Origin of the sequence: Faecalicatena contorta (genome assembly GCF_001404335.1) — a bacterium.
Taxonomy (GTDB): Bacteria; Bacillota; Clostridia; order Lachnospirales; family Lachnospiraceae; genus Faecalicatena; species Faecalicatena contortus_B.
This window is the reverse complement of record NZ_CYZU01000011.1, coordinates 79,243-105,132: the sequence shown is the minus strand read 5'-3', so window position 1 is coordinate 105,132 and position 25,890 is coordinate 79,243. Positions and strand designations below refer to the sequence as shown.

Genomic DNA, 25,890 nt, shown 5'->3' with positions numbered 1-25,890 from the left:
TGTCATAAGTTAAATACCCTGGTTGCAATACTGAAGTATACCAGTATAGAGCAGGTGTCTACCATAGTAGTAATAAGCGGTGAAGCCATAATCGCCGGATCCAGGTTCACCTTTCTGGCCAGCAGCGGCAGGATACACCCGATCAGCTTGGACAGGATGATCGTGATAACAAGGGAACACCCGATAACCAGAGCCAGCATCGAATCATGGTACATAATCAGGATCCGAATTCCGTTGGCCACTGCCAGTGCAACCCCGACGATGAGGGATACCCTGAATTCTTTGAATATTACTTTGAAAATATCCCGGAACTGAATCTCATTCAGCGCAATTCCCCGAATAATCAGCGTAGCACTCTGGGATCCGCAGTTTCCGCCGGTATCCATCAGCATAGGTATAAAAGAAACGAGCAGAGGGATAGCAGCAAACGCATCCTCATACTTTGTAATAATAGTCCCCGTGATTGTCGCAGAGAACATCAGGATCAGAAGCCATGCGATACGGTGTTTTGCGTGGCTGAACACGGAGGTCTCGAAGTAGGACTGTTCGCTTGGGCTCATGGCGGCCATCTTTGTGATATCCTCGGTAGCCTCCTCCACCATGACATCCATTGCATCGTCGAACGTGACGATTCCCACCATCAGTCCCTCGGCATCCAGTACCGGGAGAGCGAGCAGGTCATATCTGCGGAAGAGCTGAGCCACTTCCTCCTTGTCGGTGTGTGTGGAGACAGAGATGATTTCTGTTTCCATCAAATCCCGGATCAGCAGGTTGTCATCCGAGGTCATCAGTTCCTTGGCTGTCACAATGCCGATCAGTTTTCTCTTATCAGTTACATAACAGGTGTAGATCGTCTCTTTGTGAATTCCTGTTCTTTTAATATGGGCCATGGATTCCTCCACAGTCATTGACTGGCGCAGACCCACATATTCCGTCGTCATGATGCTTCCTGCGCTGTCATCCGGATAATTCAGGAGAAGATTGATCATGTTTCTCTCTGACTGGCTTACTGTATCCAGAATCCTAGTGACGAGATTAGCCGGAAGTTCCTCCAGCAGATCCACGGTATCATCCATATATAAGTCATCTAACAGCTCTTTTAATTCTTTTTCTGTAAACATTTCCACCAGATAAGTCTGCATGGAATTGTTCATATTGGCAAATACTTCTGCCGCTTTATCCTTGGGAATCAGGCGGAAAGCAAGGGCCAGTTCCCTGTCGTCTAAGTCCGAAAGAAGGGAGGCTATGTCCACTTCGTTCATGACATCCAAAATGCTCCTTACAGCTTTGTAGTGGTGCTGCGTAAGGAGTTCTACAAATATAACTTTGTCCATCATAATAACATCTCCAATCTGTATTCAATTCTAGTTTCTTACACGAATGATAACTGGCACCAGCGTCCATAACCTCACCACCTTTCTATAATGAAAAAAAACCGTCACTGCCTGAACAGTGACGGAAGCATAGCATACCCGTATATAAAAATCCACCGTTCAAGCTTTAGCATCACAGGGCATATCAATTGCATTAGGTTATGCCTTCACGACATAGCCTGCTAACCAGCTCGTTGTGTCTCCACAATCTCGCGGCAGCAATCTCAGGAAAATCCAAATCCCTGTGGTAGCCTCACCTACCGAAATGTTTTATTTAATTATCCTTACCCATTGTAGATCAACAAAAGAGATGTGTCAAGAAAAAACTGGAGATTAGTTGACGGGCTTTAGGGGGGGCGATGGTTGGGGGGCGCGATATGAAGGGATAGCCGCAAGCCGCCCAAGTGCACATATGCCGTTGCGGAATGCGGACACGAACCTAAGAAATTCTAGGAAGCCGGCAGCCGTGAAAGTGGAGCACGGGCATGACACATCACGAAAAATCTGATGATTTTTCGCGCTGGGTCAGCCGATTTTGTGATTCGGTGATCACAAAATCTCTCCGCTTTCACGGCTGCCGGCTTCCAAGAATTTCTAAGGTCCGCTTTAGCATTCCGCAACGGCATATGTGCATTTGGGCGGCTTGCGGCTATCCCTTCATATCGCTGGGCACATCCAATCGGTAGTAAAGATCGTCAACTGGGAGTGACTCCAAATCGGGGGCAGCGTATTGATTCGTTTGGCGGTATTGGATTGCTCCGGTACACTGTGCGTTTTCTGTTCAGGTGGTGCGAAAATATTGAACATTAAATGTGAACTATGCCAAGGAGAACTTTCATGTGCTTTCAGTGCAACTATTCCCGTTTCTGTAAGTTTATACTCTTACCTTCAATTAATGGAGCCTTTCTGTTCCACCAGACGAATCAATACGCTGTCCCCCTTACGGAACCGCTTCTGGTCGACGAGCTTAACTGCCGATTGGATGCGCCTAGCGAAATGAAGGGATTGCCGCAGGCCGCCCAAATGCACATATGCCGTTGAGAAATGCTAAAGCGGGCCTTAGAAATTCTTGGAAGCCGGCGGCCGAAAAAGCAGGGAGATTTTGTGATCACCGAATCACAAAATCAGGCGGCCCAGCGCGAGAAATCATCGGACTTCTCGTGATGTGCCGCCTGTGCCCTGCTTTTTTGGCTGTTGGCTTCCTAGAATTTCTTAGGTTCGTGTCCGCATTTCTCAACGGCATATGTGCATTTGGGCGGCCTGCGGCAATTCCTTTATTTCGCGCCCCCCCTCCCATGTTCTAAGGCCAGATTCCCCGCATATTTTTGGCGTCAATGACGCGCTTAACCGAGATCAGATATGCCCCTGTACGCAGGGAGACTTTCTTTTCCCTGGCGATATCCCATACGGACTGGAATGCCTGATCCATAATCTGCTTCAGCTGCTCGTTTACATGCTCCTCGCTCCATGAAATGGACTGGATATTCTGGACCCACTCGAAGTAAGAGACGACAACGCCGCCTGCATTGGAGAGAATATCGGGAACAACGGCGATTCCTTTTTTATCGAGTATCTCATCGGCGTCAATGGTTGTGGGGCCGTTGGCGGCTTCTACGATAACCCGGGCCTGTATCTTATCGGCGTTGGAAGTGTTGATCTGGTTTTCCAGTGCGGCAGGGATCAGTACGTCTACATCGAGTTCCAGTAATTCTGCGTTGGAAAGATGGATGGCGTTTCCGTCGTGATATCCTTCCAGAAGGTTGCCACGCTTCTGGGAAAGGTACTCCAGGATGGAAGGAATATCCAGTCCGTCCGGGTTGTACAGGGCGCAGGATACGTCGCTGACAGCGACGATTTTTAAGCCTTTTTCAGAGAGGAGCTTTGCGGACACACTGCCTACATTTCCCATGCCTTGAATGGCGGCTTTTGTATTTTCCGGATTCATCCCCAGAGCCTTTAGAATGTTCAGGGTTGTAATCATGACGCCGCGCCCTGTTGCCTCGTTTCTTCCCAGTGCTCCGCCGAGTTCAATTGGTTTACCGGTGACAACACCGGGGACGCAGTGGCCTTTCAGCATGCTGTACGTATCCATGATCCAGCCCATGACATTCGCATTTGTGCCGACATCAGGTGCGGGAATATCCTGGTCTGGCCCTATGATGGGGGCAATCATGGCTGTGAAGCGTCTTGTCAGGCTTCGAAGCTCGGTTTCCGAGAGCTTTGTGGGATCGCAGATAATACCCCCTTTTCCGCCGCCATAAGGGATATTAACAACGGCACACTTGAAGGTCATCCAGGCTGCCAGTGCCTTGACTTCGTCGAGGTCAACATTCTGGTGATAGCGGATGCCGCCTTTTGCAGGGCCGCGTGATGTTGAGTGCTGGACGCGGAACCCCTCAAAGACTTTTACGCTGCCATCGTCCATCCGGACCGGTACGGCAACCTTCAGTTCTCGTTCCGGGTATTTCACAGCCTCATAGTCGCTGGGTGTATAGCCGAGTATTTCGGCTGCATTGCTTACAACAGAGAGCATGTTTTCGTAGGGGTTATATTTTGCTTCCATTTTAATTATCTCCTTTCTGTTTGCTTTAAAATTTCAGCAGGGACGAGATGTCTGCAAGCTGGCATCCGGGGTTTAAATCACATGCACGCATTAGAAAGTTCAGCTTATCGATCCGTTCACCGGAGCGGGGAGCTCCGTTTTTGATGAAGCCAACCTGAAGTCCTACGGCGAAATCCATCACTACATCTCCAATAACGCCTCCGGCTCTTCCGGAAGGAATTGCAAGCAGACCATGTTCCTTTGCAAAGTTATAGGCATTCATAGCCTCTGTGATGGTGCCGACCTGATTTGGTTTTAGGATAAAACCGTCCAGAGCATTCAGTTCATAAGCTCTTTTCAAACGATCTAAGTTTGTTACAATAAAATCATCTCCGATGATATTCGTTCTGGTAATTTCCTTATGTGCTTTTGGATAAGACTCCCAATCTTCTTCGTCCAGCAGATCTTCGATAAATACAAAATTGAATTTCTGAGTCAGCATCTTCACATAATCGATCAGGGTTTCGGCAGTCACGCGCTCTCCCTTTAAAAGGTATGTATTGTTCTTCCGGTCGTACATTTCACTGGAGGCACAATCGAAGGCAAAACCGATTTTTCCTGTGTAACCGCATTTTTCTACTGCTTCAGAGATCAGATTCAAATTCACTTCCGGATCGGCAGACGGTGATGCATATCCATAGGAAGGTGCAACCACTGGTTTATGTCCCAAATACCTTTCAATTACTTTTTCCAGCTCTTGGAATGTATTGATGCCCATTTCAACTGCTTCGTAAATATCCGATGCACCGTATGGCATGATGATAAACTCATTGAATGGCTGTGTTAAGTCTGCGTAATGACCGCCATTTATTACATTAAAACTTGGAACCGGGACTGTTTGGATGGTATCACCGGCGATATACTGATATAATGTCTGGCGGGATGCCTCGGCAGCAGCACGAAATACTGCGATGGAAGTGGAGTAAATTGCGTTTCCGCCCAGACTCTTTTTTTCTGGTGTGCCGTCCAGATCGATCATGATCTGATCGATTTCTTTTTGCCTGGTGACATCCATACCGCATAATGCAGGCGCAATCAGATTGTTCACATTGTCAACCGCTTTATGTACACTCAAACCATGGTATTCGTCGGGATTGTTATCCCGCAGAACATAGGATTCAGACATGCCTACCGAAGAACCGGTGGGGGCGCACCCTCTGCCGAGACATCCGTCCTCAGTTACGACATCCACTTCTACCATAGGTCTGCATTTACAATCTACAATTTGCCGGGCATGGATTGATTTAATATTTGAATTCATAGCCTTAACCCTCAACTTTCGGAATATATAGTACGTTAAAGTCACAGAGATTTGTTCCTGTATTGCCGGTAAATACAGTATCTCCTATTGCTTCTAATGCCTCATAGCAGGCATGGCCCCGAAGGGCGGCGAATACATCGACGTCTTTATCAAGCGCCTGCTGATAGCTTCTGGAGTCACAAATACCTCCGGCTACAGGAGTAGTTCCGTCTGTTCCTTCGGAATCAATGGACAGCATGCAGGCCCCTTTTGTCTTTGCTGCAAGAATAGAAAAACTTAAAGTCAGTTCCTGTCCCGGACCGCCATGTCCGGTGATTGTACTGTTGTCCAGAATTTGTGTTGTAGTTTCGCCGGAACTTAAAATGACACAAGGCGGTTTGATTGGATTACCATATGCCTGTGCTTCTCTGGCGATGGAAGCGAAGAAGGAACCGGCGTCTTTACTTTCCCCTTCTAAAAAGGAAGAAAGTATGATAGCTGGTATCCCCATCTCTTCTGCGATCTCCTTTGCATAAATGCAGGAATCAGGCAGTGTGTTCAGCAGAAAATAGGTGTTGTCCGGAAAAGCCTTTGGTGTTTCTCCTTCTGGTCCGACGTTCATGAGATAATCTACGACATTTTTAGGAAGACGTTCGGCAACGTTGTAGTCCCGTATGACTCTCCTGGCATCTTCTAAAGTGGTCTTGTCAGGTCCCATTGGAGTACTTGCATACTTTTCGTAGGGCACGCCGATATCACCGGTTGCTGGATTGCCCACAGCATCGCTGATACCAAATCCAATCAATTCTGCCCCGACAGACTGGATCCGTTTTGCGAGCATCCCGCCGTTCATGGCGGAAATATGACGCCGGATGGCATTGATCTCATAGATTCCCGCACCGGATTTCAGCATGACGTCTGTAGTTTTGATTTCATCTTCCAAAGTGATTCCTTCGATAGGACAGCTCATAAGAGCAGAACTGCCGCCGCTGATCACAACGATAAATAAGTCATCCGGTCCGGCATGATCTACCAGATCTAGGATTTTTAGGCAGGCTTTGTAGCCGGCTTGATTTGGCAATGGATGGCCGCCTACATATACATCTGTGTTTTGAAAATGGTCTGTTTCTTCCGCAACTTTTACAATTGCGATCCCTTTGGTCAATTTATCACCAAGAACTTCATCTACAGCCATTGCCATATGATTGCAGGCTTTCCCTGCTCCGAGCAGATAAATATGTTTCTTTTTAGATAAGTCCCATGATTTGGAACCGATATGCAATATATCGCCGTTGAGTTTCATAATACTTTTTATGCGGTAATACGCATCGAGACGCTGTAATGTCTTATCTGTGATTTCGAGGACTACCTTCCTCGACTCCACATCTCCGTGGTCAATCAGTTTGTCGTAATTCTTGATTTTTTTCATAGATAGAATCTCCTTTAAATCTAACAACTAGCTGGTTAAAATATTAAATAAAACAAAAAACAGGATAAAAATGAAGGAATGTATTAAATTATACTTAAAGTATATTGCGATATATCAAATATGTCAATGTTAATTCTGAAAAATAAAATCATATTGGTGTTAATGCATAAAAAATGAGCGTATAATTTGGTAAAAATGGAAAAGTGAACAAAAAATAAGATAATTCGATTGACATATGCAATATATCAATATAAAATGGATGTATTAAATAAAACATTTTAAGGGAACGAAATGAAAGACAAATTGTTTTAGTATGGAAGGAGAAAAAACATGTCACACAAAACAGAATTTCTATATTTATCAGAAAGCGACACTATTGCGGCAGGGGTTCTTGATGCGGAAAAATGTATCGACAATGCAGAGGAGGTCTTTACTTTATTAAGCCAAGGGGATTATTTGATGGGAGGCAGTAATCATAACAGTCACGGATTGGGTATTGTATTTCCAAAAGAAACTCCATTTCCGAATATGCCGGTTGCGGGGCCGGACAGAAGATTTGTAGCAATGCCTGCTTATTTGGGCGGACGTTTTGATGTATGCGGAAATAAGTGGTATGGATCGAATGCCGAGAATCCAAAGAAGGGACTGCCGAGATCTGTTTTGACTGTAACCCTTAATGATAAGGATACAGGCGAACCGCTTTCTTTTATGTCAGCCAATCTCTTGAGTGCCGCCAGAACGGGAGCTGTTCCTGGTGTAGCTGCAAGGCATCTGGCGAGGAAAGATTCAGAAGTGATAACAGTACTTGGATGTGGTCAGATCAATCGCTCATGCTTACGTTCGATCTTAACACAGCTGCCCAATGTTAAGAAAGTTGTGTGTTTTGACATTTTTGAAGCTGCAGCACAGAAGTTCCTGGAGTGGGAGAAGGAAGAGCTGGGAGTTGACGGTGTTGTGGAACTGGATCTGGAAGCAGCATTGAAAGATGCAGATGTGATCACAGTCGCTGCCTCAAGACTAAAACCATTATATGTGAAAGACGAGTGGATGAAAGATGGCGTTACTTTGCTGATCACAGGACCAATGCAGACAGATGATTCTTATTGGATCAATACAAAACTGATCTATGATAATGTAAGACTTCATGAGGCTTACGTGCAGGAAGCAATCGAATCCGGGGATAAAGCAGGTTATTATAAAGGGGTGATTGGAGGTCCTATTTATACTTTGATTGATGACGGCAAGATGCCGTCTCTGGAGGAGTCTGCCAGTATCGGAGAAGTGATCATGGGAAGCAAGCCAGGCAGAACGGATGAGAAAGAAAGAATTACATTTGTTGCTTGTGGTATGGCTACATTTGATGTAGGTCTGGGGTATGATCTATACCAGACCGCATTAAAGGAAGGTATCGGAACGAAATTAACGTTATGGGATGATCCGTATCAAAAATAATGTGCGAAGGGAGTAATGAAAAGTGTCTTTATCTTTACTTATTATGATCATATGCTTTTTACTGCTAATGGTAATTGGCCTGCCCATCGCATATAATCTGATCGTCACGACACTCGTTTATACAATGGTCGCGGGATTTGATCCAATCCAGATGGCAATCAAAATGTATGGAGGAATGAACAGCTTTTCCTTTTTGGCGGTTCCGTTTTTTGTATTAACAGGACAGCTCATGCTCAGGGGCGGATTGCTGGAGCGGCTGATTAAGTTTGTAAATGCATGGTTCGGACGGTTTAAAGGGGCGATTGCGATCGTTACGATCGGGGCATCTCTGTTGATGGGATCGATCGTGGGGCTTGCAGTGGCATCGGCGGCATCTCTGGGAGCATTTTTGATTCCAATGATGAAAAAAGAGGGGTATTCAGCACCGTTTTCAGCAGCTGTCATGTCTTCAGCTTCCTTGCTCGGACCAATTATGCCACCAAGTGTTTTGATGATCCTTTACTGTACGGCAGTGGGAAAGACTTCCATTACTGGTATTTTTATGGCCGCCGTAACACCAGCCATACTGATTGCTCTGCTGCAATGTATGGTGGCGCACCGTGTTGCCAAGAAAAGGGATTATGCGTCTTATGGTAAGACGACCTTGTCGGAGAAGATGCATGCCACAAAGTCAGCGATTCCGGCACTGGTGCTGCCAGTGATTATTCTGGGCGGTATATTCAGCGGCATTTTCTCTATCACTGAGGCATCTGGCGTAGCAGTTGTTTATAGTGCTATTCTTGCTTTCTTTGTGAACAAGAGTGTGAAGTTAAAAGATATACCGGATATGATAATCGAAGCGGCTTCAACATCCGGCCTGGTATTGATCTTGGCAGGTGCGGGAACTGCAATGGCATGGGGAATTGCCAATGAACGAGTGATGGATATGCTGATCGGACCAATGTCAGCTCTTCCGCCGTGGGTGTTCTTGCTGATTGTGAATATAGTAATGCTGATCTGCGGGATGTTCATGGATGATTATGCATCTACGGTCATACTTGCACCTATTATTGGACCGATTGCATGGGCTCTTGGAATCAATCCGTTACATATCGGAGTGGTATTTTGTGTCAATCTGGTTGTGGGACTTGCGACTCCGCCATTTGGAATCACCTTATTCGTTACAAGCCCTGTAGCAGGGGTAAAATTGGAGGAAACGGCCAGAGAGTCCCTGCCATTTTTGGCAGTGACGATTGGAGTATTACTGTTAATCACGTTTGTGCCTCAGGTGGCACTTTGGCTGCCGAGTCTGATGGGATATACAGGATAAGAATAGAATATTAAGGAGAGAAAGATTATGAAGAAAAATATAAAACGATTTTTAGCAGCAGCTCTTGTCCTCTGTTTCAGTGTTTCAGCAGCCGGGTGCCAGATGAAGACCACGAACAGCTCCGGCGGTTCATCGGACGGAGGGGCTGCAGAGGAGGATGTTTCCGGAAATTACGTGATCCGTATCGCGTGTGAGAACTCAGAAACCTATCCTGCGACTCTTGGACTTGAGGTCATGAAGGAATATATTGAAAAAGAGACAGATGGTAATGTTGAGGTAAATATTTATGCAAGCGGTCAGCTGGGAGGAGAGGAAGAAACTCTGGAGCAGGTAGCTCAGGGCTCTTTGGAAATGGCAGTTGCATCTTTTGCTCCTGTGGTGACCTATGATCCGGAATTTGAAGTTATGGATATTCCGTTTGTATATAATACATATGAAGAGGCATGGATGGTATTAGACAGCCACATTGGAACAGATATGCTGGATTCTTTAAAAGAATGTGACATGATCGGCCTTGCATTTATGGAGAACGGTTTCAGACAAGTGACGAGCAGCAAGGCTCCGATTACCGGCATAGCTGATCTGAATAGTCTGAAGATTCGTACGATGCAGAATAATAACCATATGGAATTCTTTGCAGCGCTAGGTGCAAACCCGACTCCGGTAGCTTTTTCTGAACTTTATATGTCACTCTCTCAAAATACGGTAGATGCTCAGGAGAACCCGATCGCAAACGTTACAGATAAGAAACTTTACGAGGTACAGAAGTATTTATCGCTGACAAAACATATCTATGACGCAATGCCATTAGTCTGCAATCTTAAGTTTTTTGAAAGCCTGCCTGGAAAATATCAGGGCATCGTGAAAACAGGGGCCGTACTTGGTATGGAATACAGCCGGTTCTGTAACGCAGAGAGGGAAGAACTAATCTTAGATGAAGTGACCAATCTCGGAATGAAAGTAAATGAACTGGATGATGCGGCACGCGAAGAGATGAAAGCTGTTGCACAGCCAGCGGCAATGAAATCAGTTGCAAAGGATATCGGCCAGGATAAGGTAGATGCATATCTTGCTGATGTTGAGAAGGTACTTAATGAAATTAGCGATTATTAATCGGGAGAGGGTTAGAAATGATTGAAGCATTTGACAAAGTAATAACGGTTCTTTATAAAATTATAAAGGTGATTTTATGTGTTGTCCTGCTTACAATGGTTGGTGTATTGATGGCTCATATTATTTTCCGTTATGTTCTGAACAATTCTCTGACCTGGTCAGAAGAACTGTTAAAAATCCTGCTTGTATGGTTCGGGATGATGAGTGTGGCGATCTTAGCTGTTCGAAGAGAGCATGTATCGATCGTGATTTTTAAAGAGCATATGCCCAAGAAAATGTCCGCAGCCCTTACTAAGCTGACACAGATTATTACAGTTGTGATCTGTCTGATCGTCATTTACGTCGGCATACAATATGTACTTGCAGCCGGACATCGTCCCACACCTGCACTTCGTCTGCCATATGGATATGCATATGCATCAATTCCGGTATCTTTTGTCTTTGTAACGATTTTTGAACTTCGTAATCTGATCGTAGATCTGACCGGCAAAGGTAATTATGCCGCAATTGAAAAAAAAGAAGAAGATTTGACAGGCGGCAGTGATATGAAGCTGGATTAAACAGAAGCGGATTCTTATGTTGCTGGTACAGCGGTTTTTATGCGGATAGCAGAGAAACGCTGTGCCAGTTTTTGTATGGAGGAATGTGGAAGATGTATCATTTAGAAAAAAAGGATCAGTGGATTTATACAGACCGGGAACTTGATATGAAGGTCACAGTACCTTCAGGCTGGAACGCGGTCAAATTGGAGACGCCCAGGCTGCCGGCACTGCAAGATGAGGAAGCAGTAAAGAAGGCGATCAAATGCCCTGTTTATGGAAAATCGGTAAAAAATCTGGTTGTTGAAAAAAATGCAAAATCTGCATGTATTTTAGTATCGGATGCGACGAGAGCTGTTCCCACCGCGCGAATGCTGAAATATGTGGCAGAAGAGCTGCTCAGCGCAGGTATTCCTTATAATCAGATTTACGTTTTTGTGGCAATTGGTGTCCATCGGGAAGCAACGGAAATGGAGATGAAAAGTTTTCTTGGAGATCTTTATGGCAGGATATCCATTGAAAATCATACGCCTTTTGACAAGTCTAATTTGATCTTTTTAGGCGAGACAAGTCATGGTACACCTGTCTGGGTTAACCGGAAAGCATATAATTGTGATCTGCATATTCAGATCGGAAAGGTAGAACCCCATGAATTTGCGGGATTTTCAGGTGGGCGAAAATCTGTTTTACCGGGCGTCAGTGGGGAAGAAACAATCTTGATCAATCACAGGCCGAAAATGATCCTATCGGAAAATGCAGTCATAGGGGTGCTGGAAGGAAATCCGGTTCATGAGGACATGGTGGAGAGTGCGGAAATATTCAGGATTGACTTCGGAGTTAACTGTATTATCAACAATCGGCTGGAACTTTCCGCGGTTTTTGCAGGGGATATGACGAGGTGCCATTTGGCAGCGATAGAATATATCAAAAAATATCTTGGCGTCAAAATGAAGGCTCCGGACATTTTGGTAACTACACCGGGGCAGCCATTGGATATTGATTTTTATCAGGCAGTAAAGGCACTGATAGCTCTTACAGAAGTTCTCGATAAAAAAACGAAAGTGGTATTGTACTGCGAATGTCCGGAAGGAGTGAATTCGGAAGATATGCTGGGAGCTTTTAGAAGTGGAGAGAGTCTTGAACAAGTAATTTCTTATACGAAAGAAAACTATAAAATTCAAATGGATCATGTTTTGCTGCTTTCAAAGGTTTTGAAGAAAAATGTTGATATTTTTGTATGCTGTAAAAATGTTTTTGATGAAGAAATCAGGGAAATGTTCATGACTCCTTGTAAGACGCTCCAAGATGCGGTTGACGAGGCAGTCAAGCTTACAGAGAAGAAGGAAGGCGAGATTCTGTTTTATCCGAGACCTCAGACCGGGTTGCCGGTTTTGGAATAGGGATTCATTCTATTTTAGGCGCTGCAGTGCTTGGACTGAAAATATTCCAGGAACTGCAGCGTTTTTATAACCCCAGGTAAAATCCCTGGTTTAGAATAGATTCTGTCCGTTCGAGAACTCTTTGTGACTCTGCATAGTTCTTCTGAGCGATGGCGGCAATGAGATAATTGGAAAGGCTCAAAGGAGCTGCGTAAGAATTTTTGTAGGAAAGACTGGAAATGGAACAAGGCAGGATGACATCGCCATATCCCTGAACAGCACTATAGTTTTGACTGGTAAAAAGTATGATAGTGACCCCCTCGTTTTTCAGCCATGAAAGTACAGTGGTGCTTAGCTTTGAGTATCGGGGAAACAGATAAGCAACACAGACATCTCCTGGCTTTGCACTTACGATTTCTTCCGGATACAACATTCCTACGGATTGAATCAGATGAATGTTTTCCCGAATTTCACTTAAACGGGAAGCTGTGTAGTAGGATATGGAGAAGGAACTTCTCATTCCCAAAACATACACCGTAGGCGCGGTAGAGATCAGATCGATCGCCTTTTGCAGATCTTCTACATTTTGTGCCTCCAGTGTAGACTGAATGTTATGGATATCGTTTTGGAAAGAATCAGCCAATAGCGTGTTCGACGGATAGTCTTTGTGCAGTAATAATCGTTCTGGAAGGCTGACTTTTGTCTGGAACCCGTTTTGAATATCTTTTTGCATTTCTGAATAACCAGTGTATCCAAGCGCTCTTGAAAAACGTATGACGGTCGTAGTACTGACGCCAATACGGTCTGCAAGTTCTTCTAACGTACAGAATGCAATGGAGTTTAGGTTATTGGATAGATAATCTGCGATTACTTTTTGAGAGCGTGTAAAATCATTATAGTTATTATTTAAGGCTTGTAAAAAATTTGACATACCATATCCCCTGCCTATGTGTAATATATGTAGATTCTATCATTTGTTGAAAGGGGTGTCAACGAATGAAGTGAAAACGTCTTGCTGCTGTTCACGCCCGAAGCGTGAGAACAGTAACAATGTTATTCCTGCGTTGTGAGGAAATAATATAAAAATCTGGAATGTAGAATTGATTTCTGGTATGATTGAAAAAAGAAAGAGAGGTGCTGTGTATGCCATTGCCAAACAAAGAGTTAGCGTTTGAAAGGACATCAGCGAAACAGAGGGTATACGAGACCGTAAAAGACTGGATTATTGAAGGGCAGTTTAAACCTGGGGAAAAGGTTTCGGATATTGAGATCGCAGATTATTTTAAAGTCAGCAGGACTCCGGTACGTGAGGCGCTGCAGCTTTTGGAAGCGCAGAAATTGGTGAAATCTTACCCGGGGAAAGCGACAATTGTAACAGAATTAGAGAAAGACGATATTGAAAAATGGTATCTGCCGATGGCCATGCTGCAACAGCTGGCGATCACACTCGCTGTAGAGAAGATTACACCGGCCCATATAAATCATCTCAAAAAGCTGAGTGATGTGTTCAAAGAGTGCATAAAAGAACAGGAAAAGCCCATGCCTATATTAAAAGCGGATAAAGCTTTCCATAGCTGTATATTGGAGGCAGCTGGAAATGAATACATTACGGATTTTTGCGATGTGCTGTGGATACATATTCAGAGACTGGAATACAGCTTCTTCCGGGACACTCCTTTGGAAGCATCTGTGGAGGAGCATGAAAGGATGATTAAGGTGCTGGAAATGAAAGACAGTTATCTGGCTTCTGTACTTGCAAAGGAACATTGGGATAGGACGGCATTGTCGATCCGTGAGTTGAATAAAAATGTGTAGGAGATTGGGTGTAGAGGAACGGATCTGTTTTATTTAGGATCCGTTTTCTTCTATTCACCATTTGTCATACTCGTGACTGTTTACAACCTGCGGGCGTGTACAGTAACGCATACTCCACGCTGAATCCACGCTGAAGACAGGGGAAACAGTTGTCTTGTGCCGAATGTTTGTGATATACTATATAAGTTATGACAAAAGGATTTTTCTGAAATATCGGGAGGCTTACAGGTGGAGGCTTATACGAGTTTTGCGTCCGTGTACGATACATTTATGGACGATGTGCCCTATGAGGAATGGGGAGAATATCTGCACGGTCTTTTAAAAGAATATGGGATCAATGACGGCCTGGTGCTGGATCTGGGCTGCGGGACGGGGACGATGACGGAGCTGCTGGCGGATCTGGGATATGATATGATCGGGGTGGACAACTCTGCGGATATGCTGGAGATTGCATTGGAAAAAAAGGTGGAGTCCGGGCACGATATCCTGTATCTGCTGCAGGATATGCGGGGATTTGAGCTTTACGGGACGGTTCGCGCGATCATCAGTATCTGTGATTCGGTGAATTATATTACGGAGCCGGACGAGCTGCGCCGCGTGTTCTTTTGGGTGAATAATTATCTGGACACGGATGGGGTTTTTATTTTTGATTTTAACACAGAATATAAGTACCGGGAGGTACTGGGTGATACGACCATTGCAGAGAACCGGGAAGAGTGCAGCTTTATCTGGGATAATTATTATTATGAAGAGGAGCAGATCAACGAATATGAGCTGAGTCTGTTTATAAAGGATCAGGAATCCTCAACGGGTGGTGCTGAGATCTACCGGAGATACCAGGAGACGCATTTCCAGCGGGGCTATACCCTGGAGGAGATGCGGGAGCTTGTGAAGACGTCCGGGCTTAAGCTTTTAGCTGTGTATGACGCATTTACCAAAGAGGCTCCGAACACTGAGAGCGAGAGAATTTATGTGATTGCAGGAAAAGGACAAAGAACAGGAGAATAGGAATGGAAGATTATATTGTAAGAGCAACCGCTGCGAACGCGCAGATACGTGCATTTGCCGCATCGACAACAGAACTGGTGGAGCAGGCAAGACAGCGCCACAATACAAGTCCGGTGGCGAGTGCAGCGCTGGGACGGCTTCTGACGGGAGGCGTGATGATGGGGAGCATGATGAAGAATCCTACCGATATCCTGACGCTGCAGGTGAAGTGCGCAGGACCCATAGGCGGACTTACCGTAACAGCAGACAGTCAGGGGAATGTAAAAGGATATGTAAATAATCCGGATGTGCTTCTACCCCCAAAAAACGGGAAACTTGACGTCGGAGGAGCTCTGGGGGCAGGTTTTTTAAATGTAATCAAAGATATGGGGCTGAAAGAGCCATATTCCGGGCAGACTGTACTTCAGACAGGGGAAATTGCGGAGGATCTGACCTATTATTTTGCAACTTCTGAACAAGTGCCCTCATCCGTGGGGCTGGGAGTCCTGATGGAAAAGGACAATACCGTCAAATGTGCAGGAGGATTTATCGTACAGGTGATGCCGTTTATTGAGGATGAGGTGCTGGAACGTCTGGAAAAGAATATTCAGAATATCCAGTCCGTTACAGCAATGCTGGACAACGGTCATACGCCTGAGGACATGCTGGCAAAGGTTCTGGAGGGACTGGAGCTGGAGATCGTGGATACACTTCCGGCACATTTTTCCTGCAATTGTTCCAAAGAGCGGATTGAGAAAGCGATTATCAGCATCGGGAAAAAGGATATCCAGTCCATGATTGATGACGGAAAGGATATCGAGGTAAAATGCCATTTCTGCAATACCGCTTATAACTATACGGTGGATGAATTGAAGGAACTGCTAAAAAAGAGTAGATAGAGACGCGGTAAATGAGCACTCTGCATTAAAAAAGGAGGAAGTCAATGAAACAAGGATTTGTGAAGGTTGCAGCGGCAACACCGGATATCAGGGTTGCAGATGTGCCATATAATATGAAGAAAATCTGTGAGGCAATCGGGGAAGCGGCGCAGGAACGGGCTAAGATCCTGGTATTTCCGGAGCTGTGCATCACCGGATATACATGCGGGGATTTATTTACCCAGGAAGTGCTGCTGCGGGACGCAAAAGCTGCACTTTTGAAAATCGCAGCATTTACGGCGGATAAAGATATTCTGGTCTTTGTGGGTCTTCCTCTTTGTGTAGACGGAAAGCTTTACAACGTAGCGGCAGCGCTGAACCGAGGCGAAGTGCTGGGGCTGACGACCAAGATGTTCCTGCCAAATTACGGTGAATTCTATGAGATGCGCCAGTTTACTCCCGGACCGGATACCGCCAGAGAGATCCTGTTTGACGGGAGCCTCGTTCCCTTTGGCCCTCAGATTCTATTCCAGGCAACAACGATGGAGGAACTGATCGTATCGGCCGAGATCTGTGAGGACGTATGGTCTCCGATCCCGCCGAGCATTCACGCGGCTATGGAGGGAGCCGTAGTGATCGTGAACTGTTCCGCCAGCGATGAGACAATCGGAAAGGGACGCTACCGCAGAGAACTGATCCAGGGGCAGTCAGCCAGGCTGATCGCGGGCTATATCTATGCCAATGCAGGGGAGGGGGAATCCACCACAGACCTTGTATTCGGAGGACACAATTTGATTGCCGAGAACGGGGCTGTTTTAAAAGAGGCGAAGCGTTACTGCAATGATATTATTTATTCTGAGCTGGATATTCACCGGCTGACAGGAGAGCGGAGAAAGAATACTACATTTAAGACAACCGGTGAGCGCAGCCTTATCCGGGTGCCGTTCTATATGGATATAGAGAAAACGGCTCTCACCAGGCATTTCCCGAAGCAGCCCTTTGTTCCTTCTAATGAGAAGGAGCGGGCAAGAAGGTGTGACGAGATTCTGACGATTCAGTCCATGGGGCTGAAGAAGCGGCTGGCACATACCCATGCAAAATGCGCTGTCGTGGGAATTTCCGGCGGGCTGGATTCCACGCTTGCGCTGCTTGTAACTGCACGGGCTTTTGAAATGCTGGGAAGAGACAAAAAGGAGATCATCGCCGTGACAATGCCGTGTTACGGAACCACGGACAGAACCTATCAGAATGCCTGCAAGATGGCGGTTCAGCTGGGGGCCAGCTTGCAGGAGGTGCGGATTGCCGATGCAGTAAGCGTTCATTTCCGGGATATCGGGCACGATCCGGAGGATCACAGCGTAACGTATGAAAATGCGCAGGCCAGGGAGCGGACCCAGGTGCTGATGGATCTTGCAAATGAGATGGGCGGTATGGTTATCGGAACCGGCGATATGTCGGAACTGGCGCTGGGCTGGGCGACTTATAACGGAGACCATATGTCCATGTACGGAGTCAATGCGTCCGTGCCGAAGACGCTGGTGCGCCATCTTGTGAAGTACGCGGCAGATGTGACCAGAGACGGTCAGCTAAAGGAAGTATTATATGATGTTCTCGATACGCCTGTGAGCCCGGAACTGCTTCCGCCGAAGGACGGGGATATCGCGCAGAAGACAGAGGATCTGGTAGGACCCTATGAACTGCATGATTTCTTCCTGTATTATTTTGTGCGTTTTGGCTATGAGCCGAGCAAGATCTTCCGCCTGGCTGTGGAAACTTTTGAGGACAGCTACGACAATGTTACGATATTGAAGTGGCTGGAGACATTCTGCAGGAGATTTTTCTCCCAACAGTTCAAGCGCTCTTGTCTGCCGGACGGGCCGAAGGTGGGAACCGTGGCTCTTTCCCCGCGGGGAGACTGGAGGATGCCAAGCGATGCGTGTGTGGCTGTGTGGCTGAAGGATCTGGAAAATATTTCGCTGATGGATACGCTGTAGAAATAAAAAGTACGGTTGGGGATAAGGAGGAATTGCAGGATGAAGCTGATCAGAACAGAGGAGGCAGAGGGATGTGTGCTGTGCCATGATATCACACAGATTATCCCTGGAGTTACAAAAGATGCGGTATTTCGGAAAGGGCATATCGTGACAAAGGAGGATATTCCGGTGCTGCTGTCCGTGGGCAAGGAGAATCTGTTTGTGTGGGAAAAACAGGAGGGGATGCTCCACGAAAACGATGCTGCCGAGATCCTGCGCCAGGTATGCCAGGGGAGCTATATGGAACCCTCGGAGGTAAAGGAAGGAAAAATCGAGCTGACAGCTGCCTGTGACGGTCTTCTGAAAGTCGATCGTGATAAACTGAACCGGATCAACGGCATGGGGCAGATTGTGGTGGCTTCCCGGCACGGGAATTTTCCGGTCAGAAAAGGGGATAAGATAGCCGGCATGCGTGTTGTGCCGCTGGTGATTGAGGAAGAGAAGATGGAGCAGGTGAGGCAGGCATGCGGAGCCGGCCCTATTTTTCAGATTCTGCCTTTCCGGAATATGAAAGCAGGAATTGTGACAACAGGAAGTGAAGTATATTATGGGAGAATCCAGGATAAGTTTACCCCTGTGGTGATTGAAAAGCTTGAGGAGTACGGGATCGAGGTTCTTGGAAACACCGTGTGCAATGACGATTCGGAGATGGTGACCGAAGCCGTCCGGGAGTGGCTCGGGCAGGAGGCGGACATGGTGGTCTGTACCGGCGGTATGAGCGTGGATCCGGACGACAGGACCCCCCTTTCTATCCGCAATGCCGCGGATGAAGTCATCACATATGGGGCGCCGGTTCTGCCGGGCGCGATGTTCATGCTTGCCTATGCCGGGGATGTGCCCGTGATGGGGCTGCCGGGTTGCGTCATGTATGCCAAACGAACCATCTTTGATTTGGTTCTGCCGCGGATCGTGGCGGGAGAGAGGCTGACGGAAGAAGACTTTACGGTGCTGGGGCAGGGCGGGCTGTGCCTGTCATGCCCGCAGTGCACGTTTCCGAATTGTGGGTTTGGGAAATAGAGATTTGGGGCCGGTTTTGGGGGTGCGATGGGTGGGGGGACGCTGAAAAACCGGTCGCTGGGAAAAACCCGCCCTCAGGAGGGGCTCTAAAACGGGGGCGGCGTATTGATTCGATTGGCGGAACATGTAAGTTCCGGTATGTTATTGTGGATTATTTTACCTTTTTTATAACTGCTGCTATATATAGAGTGCGTATATGTAATTACAGTGAATGGTTATTACGTTAATCCTACTGACTAAAGAACATGCTATCTTCTTTACCTACTGGAGCTATTTTATACCACCAAACGAATCAATACGCTGGCCCCGTTATAGCGCCTCCCCTGTTGACGCGCTTTACTCCCGATTGGATGAACCCAGCGAAATGAAGGGATCGCCGCAAGTCTTCCAAATGCGTATATGCCGTTGCGTAGTGCTAAAACGGGCCTTAGAAATTCTTGGAGACCGACAGACGAAAAAGCAGGGAGATTTTGTGATCACCAAATCACAAAATCAGGCGGCCCAGCGCGAGAAATCATCGGATTTCTCGTGATGTGCCGCCTGTGCCCTGCTTTTTTGTCTGTCGGTTTCCTAGAATTTCTTGGATCCGTGTCCGCACAACGCAACGGCATATACGCATTTGGAAGACTTGCGGCGATCCCTTTATTTCGCGCCCCCATCCGTCGCCAAGTCTAAAGCTTGCCAACTGCAAAGTTTATATTGACAGTAAATTTCTGAGGTGTTAGGATTATATATATAGAATAATAAAATGAGAGAATACTTATATAGGTTCATAATCGGATGGACGTTTCTACCAACTACCGTAATAGTTGACTATAAGTATCTGCGGAGGCATCTCTGCAGTTACTTGTGCGGCAGGGATGCGGGAAGGAGGCGTCAGCAGATGAATGAATCTATTTTTATATTAAAAGGAAATATTGTATACAGCAGGAGTGCAGAGGAACTGGAGATATGCGAACACGGCTATCTGGTCTGTGAAAACGGACGGGTGAAGGGGGTGTACCAGACTCTGCCCTTTGTGTATGGAGGAATTCCGATTACCGATTATGAGGACCGGCTGATTATACCGGGTCTGGTGGATCTGCATGTGCATGCACCGCAGTATTCGTACCGGGGACTGGGAATGGACATGGAGCTTCTGGAGTGGCTGGAGACGAATACATTTCCGGAGGAGGCGAAGTTCCGGGAGACGGAGTACGCGAAGAAGGCATACCGCATTTTCGTGGATCGTATGCGCAGAAGTGCTACCACCAGAGCATGTATCTTTGCCACTGTGCACAGAGAGGCAACCCTTCTTTTGATGGATATGCTGGAGGAAGCCGGATTAAGTACGATGGTCGGCAAGGTGAATATGGACAGAAACTGCCCGGATTACCTGCGGGAAGAGTCGGCGGAAGTATCTGCCGCGGAGACTGTGGAATGGATCAAGGATGTGCTGCATAAGAAATATAAGCATACAAGGCCGATCCTGACGCCCCGTTTTACGCCGAGCTGTACGGATGACCTGATGGAGCGGCTGAAAATGATTCAGATGCGCTATGAACTTCCCCTGCAGTCACATTTGTCGGAGAATCCGGGGGAGATTTCCTGGGTGAAGGAGCTCTGCCCATGGTCAGAGTTCTATGGGGATGCTTATGACAAGTTCGGCCTTTTTGGTTCGGACTGCCCGACGATCATGGCACACTGCGTATATTCGGATGAGAAAGAAATAACCAGGATGAAGGAGAACGGCGTATATATTGCGCACTGTCCGGAATCCAATATGAACATTGCCTCCGGTGTGGCTCCCGTGAGAAGGTTCCTGGCTGAGGGACTTCATGTGGGGATGGGAAGCGATGTGGCCGGAGGTTCTACGGAGAGCATTTTTACGGCTATGGCCCACGCCATCCAGTCATCCAAGCTCCGCTGGCGGCTGCTGGACGATTCCTTAAAGCCGCTGACCGTGGAAGAGGCATTTTATATGGCCACAAAAGGCGGCGGAGAGTTCTTCGGCAGGGTTGGAAGCTTTGAAGAAGGCTATGAGATGGACGCGGTTGTGCTGGATGATACAAGGCTGGAACATCCCCAGCCACTGGATGTGAAAAAACGACTGGAGCGGATGATTTATTTCTCGGATGACAGAGAGATCTATGCAAAATATGTAGAAGGCAGCAGGCTGTTTTAACGTAGGTAACAGTCTGTCATGTGAATGATAGGATGCGGAGGTGGAAATATGGAGGAAAGGGAACACATTGTAGGGAAAAGTGTTAAGCGGGTGGATGCCTTTGAGAAGGTGACAGGACGCGCCAAGTACACGGACGACTTTTGCGATAAGAGCGCTTATGTGGCTAAGATACTGCATTCCACGGTTGCACACGGTATTGTGAAATCCGTTGATACAAAAGAGGCGGAGCGGATTCCGGGTGTTGTAAAGATTGTGACATGTTTTGACGTTCCAAAGAATTATTTTCCAACGGCGGGACATCCGTGGTCCACAGATCCCGCACACCAGGACGTGCAGGACCGTCTGATCCTGACGGACCATGTGCGGTTTTACGGGGATGATGTGGCGGCTGTGGTGGCTGAGAACGAAGTGGCCGCGGTGCAGGCCGTGCGTGCGATCAAGGTAGAATACGAGGAACTGCCGTTTGTGCTGGATGTCCAGAAGGCGATGGAGGCGGATGCCCCGCTGATCCACGAGGAGTATCCGGGGAATATTCTGAAGCACACGGCGATCAGGAACGGCAATTATGAGGAAGCGAAGAAAGAACCGGGCCTGATCCGTGTGGAGGGCTGGTATAACACACCTACGGTACAGCACTGCCACATTGAGAATTTTATCTGCTATGCCTATATGGAACAGGGGCGGATTGTGCTCGTCTCCTCCACACAGATCCCGCATATCTGCCGCAGAGTCGTAGGGCAGGCTCTGGGGATCCCCTGGGGGCAGGTGAGAGTGATCAAGCCATACATAGGCGGCGGGTTCGGCAATAAGCAGGATATCTTATATGAACCGCTCTGTGCATATCTGAGTACAGTTGTTGGGGGACGTCTTGTAAAGCTGGATGTATCCAGGGAGGAGACGTTTGTATCCAACCGGGTAAGGCACGCCATACGCACCCATATCATTTCCTACGTGAGGCCCGACGGCAGTTTTGCGGCCCGGAAGATCGAGTGTTTCTCAGATCAGGGGGCTTATGCTTCCCACGGGCACAGCATTGCGGCAAAGGGGCTGGGTGCATTTCCGCAGCTTTATCCCTGTCCGAATGTGGAGGGGGACGCATACACAGTATTTACGAATAAGCCGGTGTCCGGGGCCATGAGAGGTTACGGCATCCCGCAGGCAATGTTTGCGGTGGAGAGCCATACGGACGATGTGGCAAAGGCGCTGGGAATCCCGCCCTATGAATTCCGGTGGAAATATCTGATGCCAAAAGGATTTACGGACGGATTTTCTAAAAATAAGAACTATTATGATACCTTCCATCAGTGTATGGAAAAGGGAAAAGCATACATAGACTACGACAGGAAGCTTCAAGAATACAGCGGACAGACAGGAGAGATCAGAAAAGGCATCGGTGTGGCGGCTTTCTGGTATAATACGGGCGTGTGGCCCATTTCCCTGGAAACCTCTTCCTGCCGGATGGTGCTCAACCAGGACGGTTCCATACAGGTACAGGTGGGGGAGACGGAGATTGGCCAGGGTGCGGATACGGCATTCGGTCAGATGGCGGCGGAGACGCTGGGAATACCATTCGAACAAGTCCATGTCATGTCCGTGCAGGATACGGATATCACTCCGTTTGGAACCGGGGCATATGCATCCAGGCAGACCTATATGGCAGGCTTCTCAATCAACCAGACGGCGGCGCTTTTGAAGAGCCATATTCTGGACACGGCCCAGGAACTGACCCGGCATACAAAAGAAAGCCTGGACCTTATAGACGGCAATATTATCCGGAAAGGAGACGGGGAGATTCTCATGAGCCTGGCGGAGCTGGCCACAGAAAAGCTGTACAGCCTGACGAACAACGGGCATCTGACCGCGGAGAGTACCTATCAGGCGAAGACAAATGCGTATTCCTTCGGATGTACCTTTGCGGAGGTAGAAGTAGATATCCCGGCCTGCAGGGCGGTACTGACGAATATCGTCAACGTGCATGACTGCGGGAAGCTGATCAATCCGGCCCTGGCCGAGGCCCAGGTGCACGGGGGCATGAGCATGGGGATCGGGTACGGACTGTCGGAAAGACTGATTTTTGACGAAGAAACAGGAAAACCGCTGAATAATAACCTTCTTGACTACAAGTTATCTACCTTTATGGATCATCCGCACCTGGAAGGCCATTTTGTAGAAAATTATGAGCCCACCAGTGCATATGGTACGAAAGCGCTTGGAGAGCCGCCGGTCTGTTCCGTTGCTCCGGCAATCCGAAATGCCGTGCTGCAGGCGACCGGGGTGGCCATAGATGAGATTCCGCTGACACCGCATATACTTTTCAGGCGGTTTAAAGAAGAAGGACTGATCTAGTACAGCAGTATAGTCCGCTATACTTGTTCGTGAAGGGAGGATACGAGATATGTATGATATGAAAGCGCTGTACGAGGCAGAGAGCGTGGCCCATGCCATTGCGCTGCTTCAGGAGCATCCGCAGGCCCAGATCATTGCCGGCGGAAGCGACGTTCTGGTACAGATGAGAGAGGGCAAGCGCGCAGGAGCAGAACTGGTAAGCCTGTTTGGCCTGGATGAACTGCGCGGGGTAAAACTGGAGGAGGACAAAACCATCCGCATCGGTTCCCTGACCAGCTTTTCCCATATAACAAAAGATTCAATTATACAAAAATATATCAACGTACTGGGGGAGGCCGTAGACAAGGTAGGAGGCCCCCAGATCCGCAACATCGGTACCATAGGAGGCAATACCTGCAACGGCGTTACCTCTGCAGACTCCGCATCCACACTTTTTGCATGGGATGCCATCATCGAGCTGACCGGTCCGGAAGGGATCCGGAAGCTGCCGATCCGGGAATTCTACATCAAAGCCGGGAAAGTCGATTTAAGGCCGGCAGAAATACAGACAGGAATCCTCATCCCCCGTAAGTCGTACGAGGGATACTGCGGGCATTACATCAAGTACGCCATGCGGGGAGCCATGGACATAGCAACCCTCGGCTGTTCGGTTAACGTAAAGCTTTCCGAAGACAAAAAGCAAATAGAAGATGTAAGGATCGCCTACGGTGTAGCCGGCCCGATTCCCATGCGTGCCGTCCACGCAGAACAGGCCGGCAAAGGCCGGCAGATCGAAGATTCTACTATAGAATTAATCGGTGACACCGTATTGGAAGACGTAACCCCAAGAGACAGCTGGAGAGCCAGCAAGGCCTTCCGGGAACACATCTCAAAGGTCCTGTGCAAACGGGCCCTGAAAGAGTCGATCCGTCTGGCAGGAGGTGTTTATCATGAGTGAAAAGCAATATAAGCTTATAAAATGCACAATCAACGGAGAAAAGCGGGAAACCATGGTAGATGTAAGGGCATCCCTGACTGACATGCTCCGTAACGACTACCGTCTGACCAGCGTAAAAAAAGGCTGTGAAGTAGGAGAATGCGGAGCCTGCAACGTCATCATAGACGGAGAATGCTACAACTCCTGTATCTACCTGGCCGTATGGGCCGACGGAAAAGAAATCCGAACCCTGGAAGGTCTCATGGGCCCCGAAGGAGAACTCTCCGACATCCAGCAGGCCTTTATAGACGAAGCAGCAGTACAATGCGGCTTCTGCACCCCGGGAATCATCATGAGCGCTGTAGAAATCCTCGAATCCCAAAAACAATACACAAGAGAAGAACTAAGAAAATTACTGTCCGGCCATTTATGCAGATGCACCGGCTACGAAAACATCCTCAACGCGGTAGAGAAAACAATGCGGGAGAGAGGGGGTGGAGGTCGCCTGTCTGAAACGGGGAGCGTGCTGCCGCCGGGATAAAAGTGTATGGGGGCTGGGAGTAACCCACTTATGGAGAAGTACTAACGCAAAAGACGCCGCCCACGAGGGCACATCCAACATGCAGCCAGAAAGCCTGATGCTTTCTGGCCTTAGTTGGAATGGGAAATGATTTTGGAAAATCATTTCCCATCCCTCGTGGGCGGCGTCTTTTACGTTAGTACTTCTAAACCATGCGTTCTAAACTCCCAGCCCCCATACACTTTTATCCCGGCGGCAGCACGCTCCCCGTCTCAGACAGGCTAGGTGCCTCCAATCGGAGGGCCGGCAGCCCAGAAGGAACCGCCAGGCGGGGCCAGCGTATTAAACCGCCTACCCAGCACATAAACCCTTCCAGCAATTCATCGAACCGCGAGAGCGGGCACTGTCAAGCTGCCCGTACACGAGCCTGCCAAACAGTCCCCCTTTGCATATCCCCCACATTCCCAACCTAAAACTACTGGGTCGAACACGGGTCGTTTTGCCAGTTCAATACGCTGCCCCCCGTCACACCGCCATTCTAAAGCGGCTTCCCTATTACTGTCCGGTGCGGACAAAGCTAAGTAAAAGGCGAGGCAGACTCCCGGGGGAGCTGTCCATGCCATTTCAAAGTCCATAGAGAGCGCGGTTAGAATCCGTTAGAGAAAAAACAGGGAACTTGGAGGGCAGAATTTGTTTTCCGAAACAAATTCTGTTGCCGCCGGCGGCGCGAATGCATCGGCATTCGGGCCAACTGCGGCAAGCACCCTCCAAGTTCCCT

General features: G+C 47.8%; 19 protein-coding genes and 2 riboswitches. Of the genes, 14 read left to right on the top strand and 5 right to left on the bottom strand.

The annotated features are described in order from the left end of the window. Nucleotides 1-2: 2 nt before the first annotated feature. From mgtE to ARB69_RS07895, 4 genes are all read right to left on the bottom strand, one after another. Entirely contained in the window at nt 3-1,334 is a 1,332-nt protein-coding gene (gene mgtE, locus ARB69_RS07915; protein ID WP_050642709.1) for a magnesium transporter, read from the bottom strand. Nucleotides 1,335-1,477: 143 nt separating this feature from the next. Next, nucleotides 1,478-1,645: riboswitch (M-box (ykoK) riboswitch) on the bottom strand. Nucleotides 1,646-2,673: 1,028 nt separating this feature from the next. Next, nucleotides 2,674-3,936, bottom strand: a complete 1,263-nt coding sequence (locus tag ARB69_RS07905) for a Glu/Leu/Phe/Val family dehydrogenase (RefSeq protein ID WP_050641355.1) — start codon at nt 3,934-3,936, stop codon at nt 2,674-2,676. 25 nt (nt 3,937-3,961) lie between these two features. Further along, the gene (gene eno / locus ARB69_RS07900; RefSeq protein ID WP_050641354.1) at nt 3,962-5,236 is read right to left on the bottom strand and encodes a phosphopyruvate hydratase; all 1,275 of its coding nucleotides are present in this window, start codon (nt 5,234-5,236) and stop codon (nt 3,962-3,964) included. A gap of 4 nt (nt 5,237-5,240) precedes the next feature. Next, a complete protein-coding gene (locus ARB69_RS07895) occupies nt 5,241-6,644 on the bottom strand; it encodes a glycerate kinase type-2 family protein (RefSeq protein WP_055152484.1) in 1,404 nt (467 codons plus the stop codon). A 330-nt stretch (nt 6,645-6,974) separates the two neighbouring features. On the opposite strand from ARB69_RS07895, the gene ARB69_RS07890 reads away from it, so the two are divergent. The 5 genes from ARB69_RS07890 (at nt 6,975) to larA (ending at nt 12,457) form a co-directional block, all read left to right on the top strand. Beyond that, nucleotides 6,975-8,096 (top strand): tyramine oxidase subunit B, encoded by a 1,122-nt coding sequence (locus ARB69_RS07890; RefSeq protein WP_050641352.1) that lies wholly within the window; start codon nt 6,975-6,977, stop codon nt 8,094-8,096. Nucleotides 8,097-8,118: 22 nt separating this feature from the next. Next, nucleotides 8,119-9,405 carry a TRAP transporter large permease gene (locus tag ARB69_RS07885; protein WP_070102362.1) on the top strand — a complete coding sequence of 429 codons (1,287 nt, stop codon included), beginning with the start codon at nt 8,119-8,121 and terminating at the stop codon, nt 9,403-9,405. Nucleotides 9,406-9,432: 27 nt separating this feature from the next. Further along, nucleotides 9,433-10,518 (top strand): DctP family TRAP transporter solute-binding subunit, encoded by a 1,086-nt coding sequence (locus ARB69_RS07880; protein ID WP_050641351.1) that lies wholly within the window; start codon nt 9,433-9,435, stop codon nt 10,516-10,518. 17 nt (nt 10,519-10,535) lie between these two features. Then, on the top strand, nt 10,536-11,078 hold the full coding sequence (locus ARB69_RS07875) for a TRAP transporter small permease (RefSeq protein ID WP_055152483.1): 543 nt from the start codon (nt 10,536-10,538) through the stop codon (nt 11,076-11,078). Nucleotides 11,079-11,170: 92 nt separating this feature from the next. Next, entirely contained in the window at nt 11,171-12,457 is a 1,287-nt protein-coding gene (larA, locus tag ARB69_RS07870; RefSeq protein ID WP_055152481.1) for a nickel-dependent lactate racemase, read from the top strand. A gap of 64 nt (nt 12,458-12,521) precedes the next feature. Here larA and ARB69_RS07865 read toward each other — a convergent pair whose 3' ends face one another. After that, nucleotides 12,522-13,367 (bottom strand): MurR/RpiR family transcriptional regulator, encoded by an 846-nt coding sequence (locus ARB69_RS07865; protein ID WP_050641348.1) that lies wholly within the window; start codon nt 13,365-13,367, stop codon nt 12,522-12,524. Between the two features lie 212 nt (nt 13,368-13,579). On the opposite strand from ARB69_RS07865, the gene ARB69_RS07860 reads away from it, so the two are divergent. From ARB69_RS07860 to xdhC, 9 genes are all read left to right on the top strand, one after another. Further along, a complete protein-coding gene (locus tag ARB69_RS07860; protein WP_050641347.1) occupies nt 13,580-14,251 on the top strand; it encodes a GntR family transcriptional regulator in 672 nt (223 codons plus the stop codon). A gap of 228 nt (nt 14,252-14,479) precedes the next feature. Beyond that, on the top strand, nt 14,480-15,259 hold the full coding sequence (locus tag ARB69_RS07855) for a class I SAM-dependent DNA methyltransferase (RefSeq protein WP_050641346.1): 780 nt from the start codon (nt 14,480-14,482) through the stop codon (nt 15,257-15,259). Nucleotides 15,260-15,261: 2 nt separating this feature from the next. Next, on the top strand, nt 15,262-16,137 hold the full coding sequence (hslO, locus tag ARB69_RS07850; RefSeq protein WP_050641345.1) for an Hsp33 family molecular chaperone HslO: 876 nt from the start codon (nt 15,262-15,264) through the stop codon (nt 16,135-16,137). Between the two features lie 44 nt (nt 16,138-16,181). Beyond that, nucleotides 16,182-18,110 (top strand): NAD(+) synthase, encoded by a 1,929-nt coding sequence (locus ARB69_RS07845; protein WP_055152479.1) that lies wholly within the window; start codon nt 16,182-16,184, stop codon nt 18,108-18,110. Between the two features lie 39 nt (nt 18,111-18,149). Continuing rightward, entirely contained in the window at nt 18,150-19,166 is a 1,017-nt protein-coding gene (locus tag ARB69_RS07840; protein WP_055152477.1) for a molybdopterin-binding protein, read from the top strand. 740 nt (nt 19,167-19,906) lie between these two features. Continuing rightward, a riboswitch (purine riboswitch) is annotated at nt 19,907-20,002 on the top strand. Between the two features lie 47 nt (nt 20,003-20,049). After that, on the top strand, nt 20,050-21,330 hold the full coding sequence (locus ARB69_RS07835) for an amidohydrolase family protein (RefSeq protein ID WP_055152475.1): 1,281 nt from the start codon (nt 20,050-20,052) through the stop codon (nt 21,328-21,330). A 48-nt stretch (nt 21,331-21,378) separates the two neighbouring features. Continuing rightward, nucleotides 21,379-23,676, top strand: coding sequence for a xanthine dehydrogenase subunit XdhA (xdhA, locus tag ARB69_RS07830; protein ID WP_055152471.1), 2,298 nt, complete (start codon nt 21,379-21,381; stop codon nt 23,674-23,676). Between the two features lie 49 nt (nt 23,677-23,725). Beyond that, on the top strand, nt 23,726-24,613 hold the full coding sequence (gene xdhB / locus ARB69_RS07825; protein WP_050641340.1) for a xanthine dehydrogenase subunit XdhB: 888 nt from the start codon (nt 23,726-23,728) through the stop codon (nt 24,611-24,613). Beyond that, nucleotides 24,606-25,133: a xanthine dehydrogenase subunit XdhC gene (gene xdhC / locus ARB69_RS07820; RefSeq protein WP_050641339.1), complete on the top strand. Its 528-nt coding sequence runs from the start codon at nt 24,606-24,608 to the stop codon at nt 25,131-25,133. Before xdhB ends, xdhC begins: the two co-directional genes overlap by 8 nt. The last annotated feature ends 757 nt before the right edge of the window (nt 25,134-25,890 follow it).

Bases quoted from the DNA above. Each gene is read 5' to 3' on its own strand.
- mgtE (WP_050642709.1), bottom strand. From the start codon at position 1,334: ATGGACAAAGTTATATTTGTAGAACTCCTTACGCAGCACCACTACAAA.
- ARB69_RS07905 (WP_050641355.1), bottom strand. From the start codon at position 3,936: ATGGAAGCAAAATATAACCCCTACGAAAACATGCTCTCTGTTGTAAGC.
- eno (WP_050641354.1), bottom strand. From the start codon at position 5,236: ATGAATTCAAATATTAAATCAATCCATGCCCGGCAAATTGTAGATTGT.
- ARB69_RS07895 (WP_055152484.1), bottom strand. From the start codon at position 6,644: ATGAAAAAAATCAAGAATTACGACAAACTGATTGACCACGGAGATGTG.
- ARB69_RS07890 (WP_050641352.1), top strand. From the start codon at position 6,975: ATGTCACACAAAACAGAATTTCTATATTTATCAGAAAGCGACACTATT.
- ARB69_RS07880 (WP_050641351.1), top strand. From the start codon at position 9,433: ATGAAGAAAAATATAAAACGATTTTTAGCAGCAGCTCTTGTCCTCTGT.
- ARB69_RS07875 (WP_055152483.1), top strand. From the start codon at position 10,536: ATGATTGAAGCATTTGACAAAGTAATAACGGTTCTTTATAAAATTATA.
- larA (WP_055152481.1), top strand. From the start codon at position 11,171: ATGTATCATTTAGAAAAAAAGGATCAGTGGATTTATACAGACCGGGAA.
- ARB69_RS07865 (WP_050641348.1), bottom strand. From the start codon at position 13,367: ATGTCAAATTTTTTACAAGCCTTAAATAATAACTATAATGATTTTACA.
- ARB69_RS07860 (WP_050641347.1), top strand. From the start codon at position 13,580: ATGCCATTGCCAAACAAAGAGTTAGCGTTTGAAAGGACATCAGCGAAA.
- hslO (WP_050641345.1), top strand. From the start codon at position 15,262: ATGGAAGATTATATTGTAAGAGCAACCGCTGCGAACGCGCAGATACGT.
- ARB69_RS07845 (WP_055152479.1), top strand. From the start codon at position 16,182: ATGAAACAAGGATTTGTGAAGGTTGCAGCGGCAACACCGGATATCAGG.
- ARB69_RS07840 (WP_055152477.1), top strand. From the start codon at position 18,150: ATGAAGCTGATCAGAACAGAGGAGGCAGAGGGATGTGTGCTGTGCCAT.
- ARB69_RS07835 (WP_055152475.1), top strand. From the start codon at position 20,050: ATGAATGAATCTATTTTTATATTAAAAGGAAATATTGTATACAGCAGG.
- xdhA (WP_055152471.1), top strand. From the start codon at position 21,379: ATGGAGGAAAGGGAACACATTGTAGGGAAAAGTGTTAAGCGGGTGGAT.
- xdhB (WP_050641340.1), top strand. From the start codon at position 23,726: ATGTATGATATGAAAGCGCTGTACGAGGCAGAGAGCGTGGCCCATGCC.
- xdhC (WP_050641339.1), top strand. From the start codon at position 24,606: ATGAGTGAAAAGCAATATAAGCTTATAAAATGCACAATCAACGGAGAA.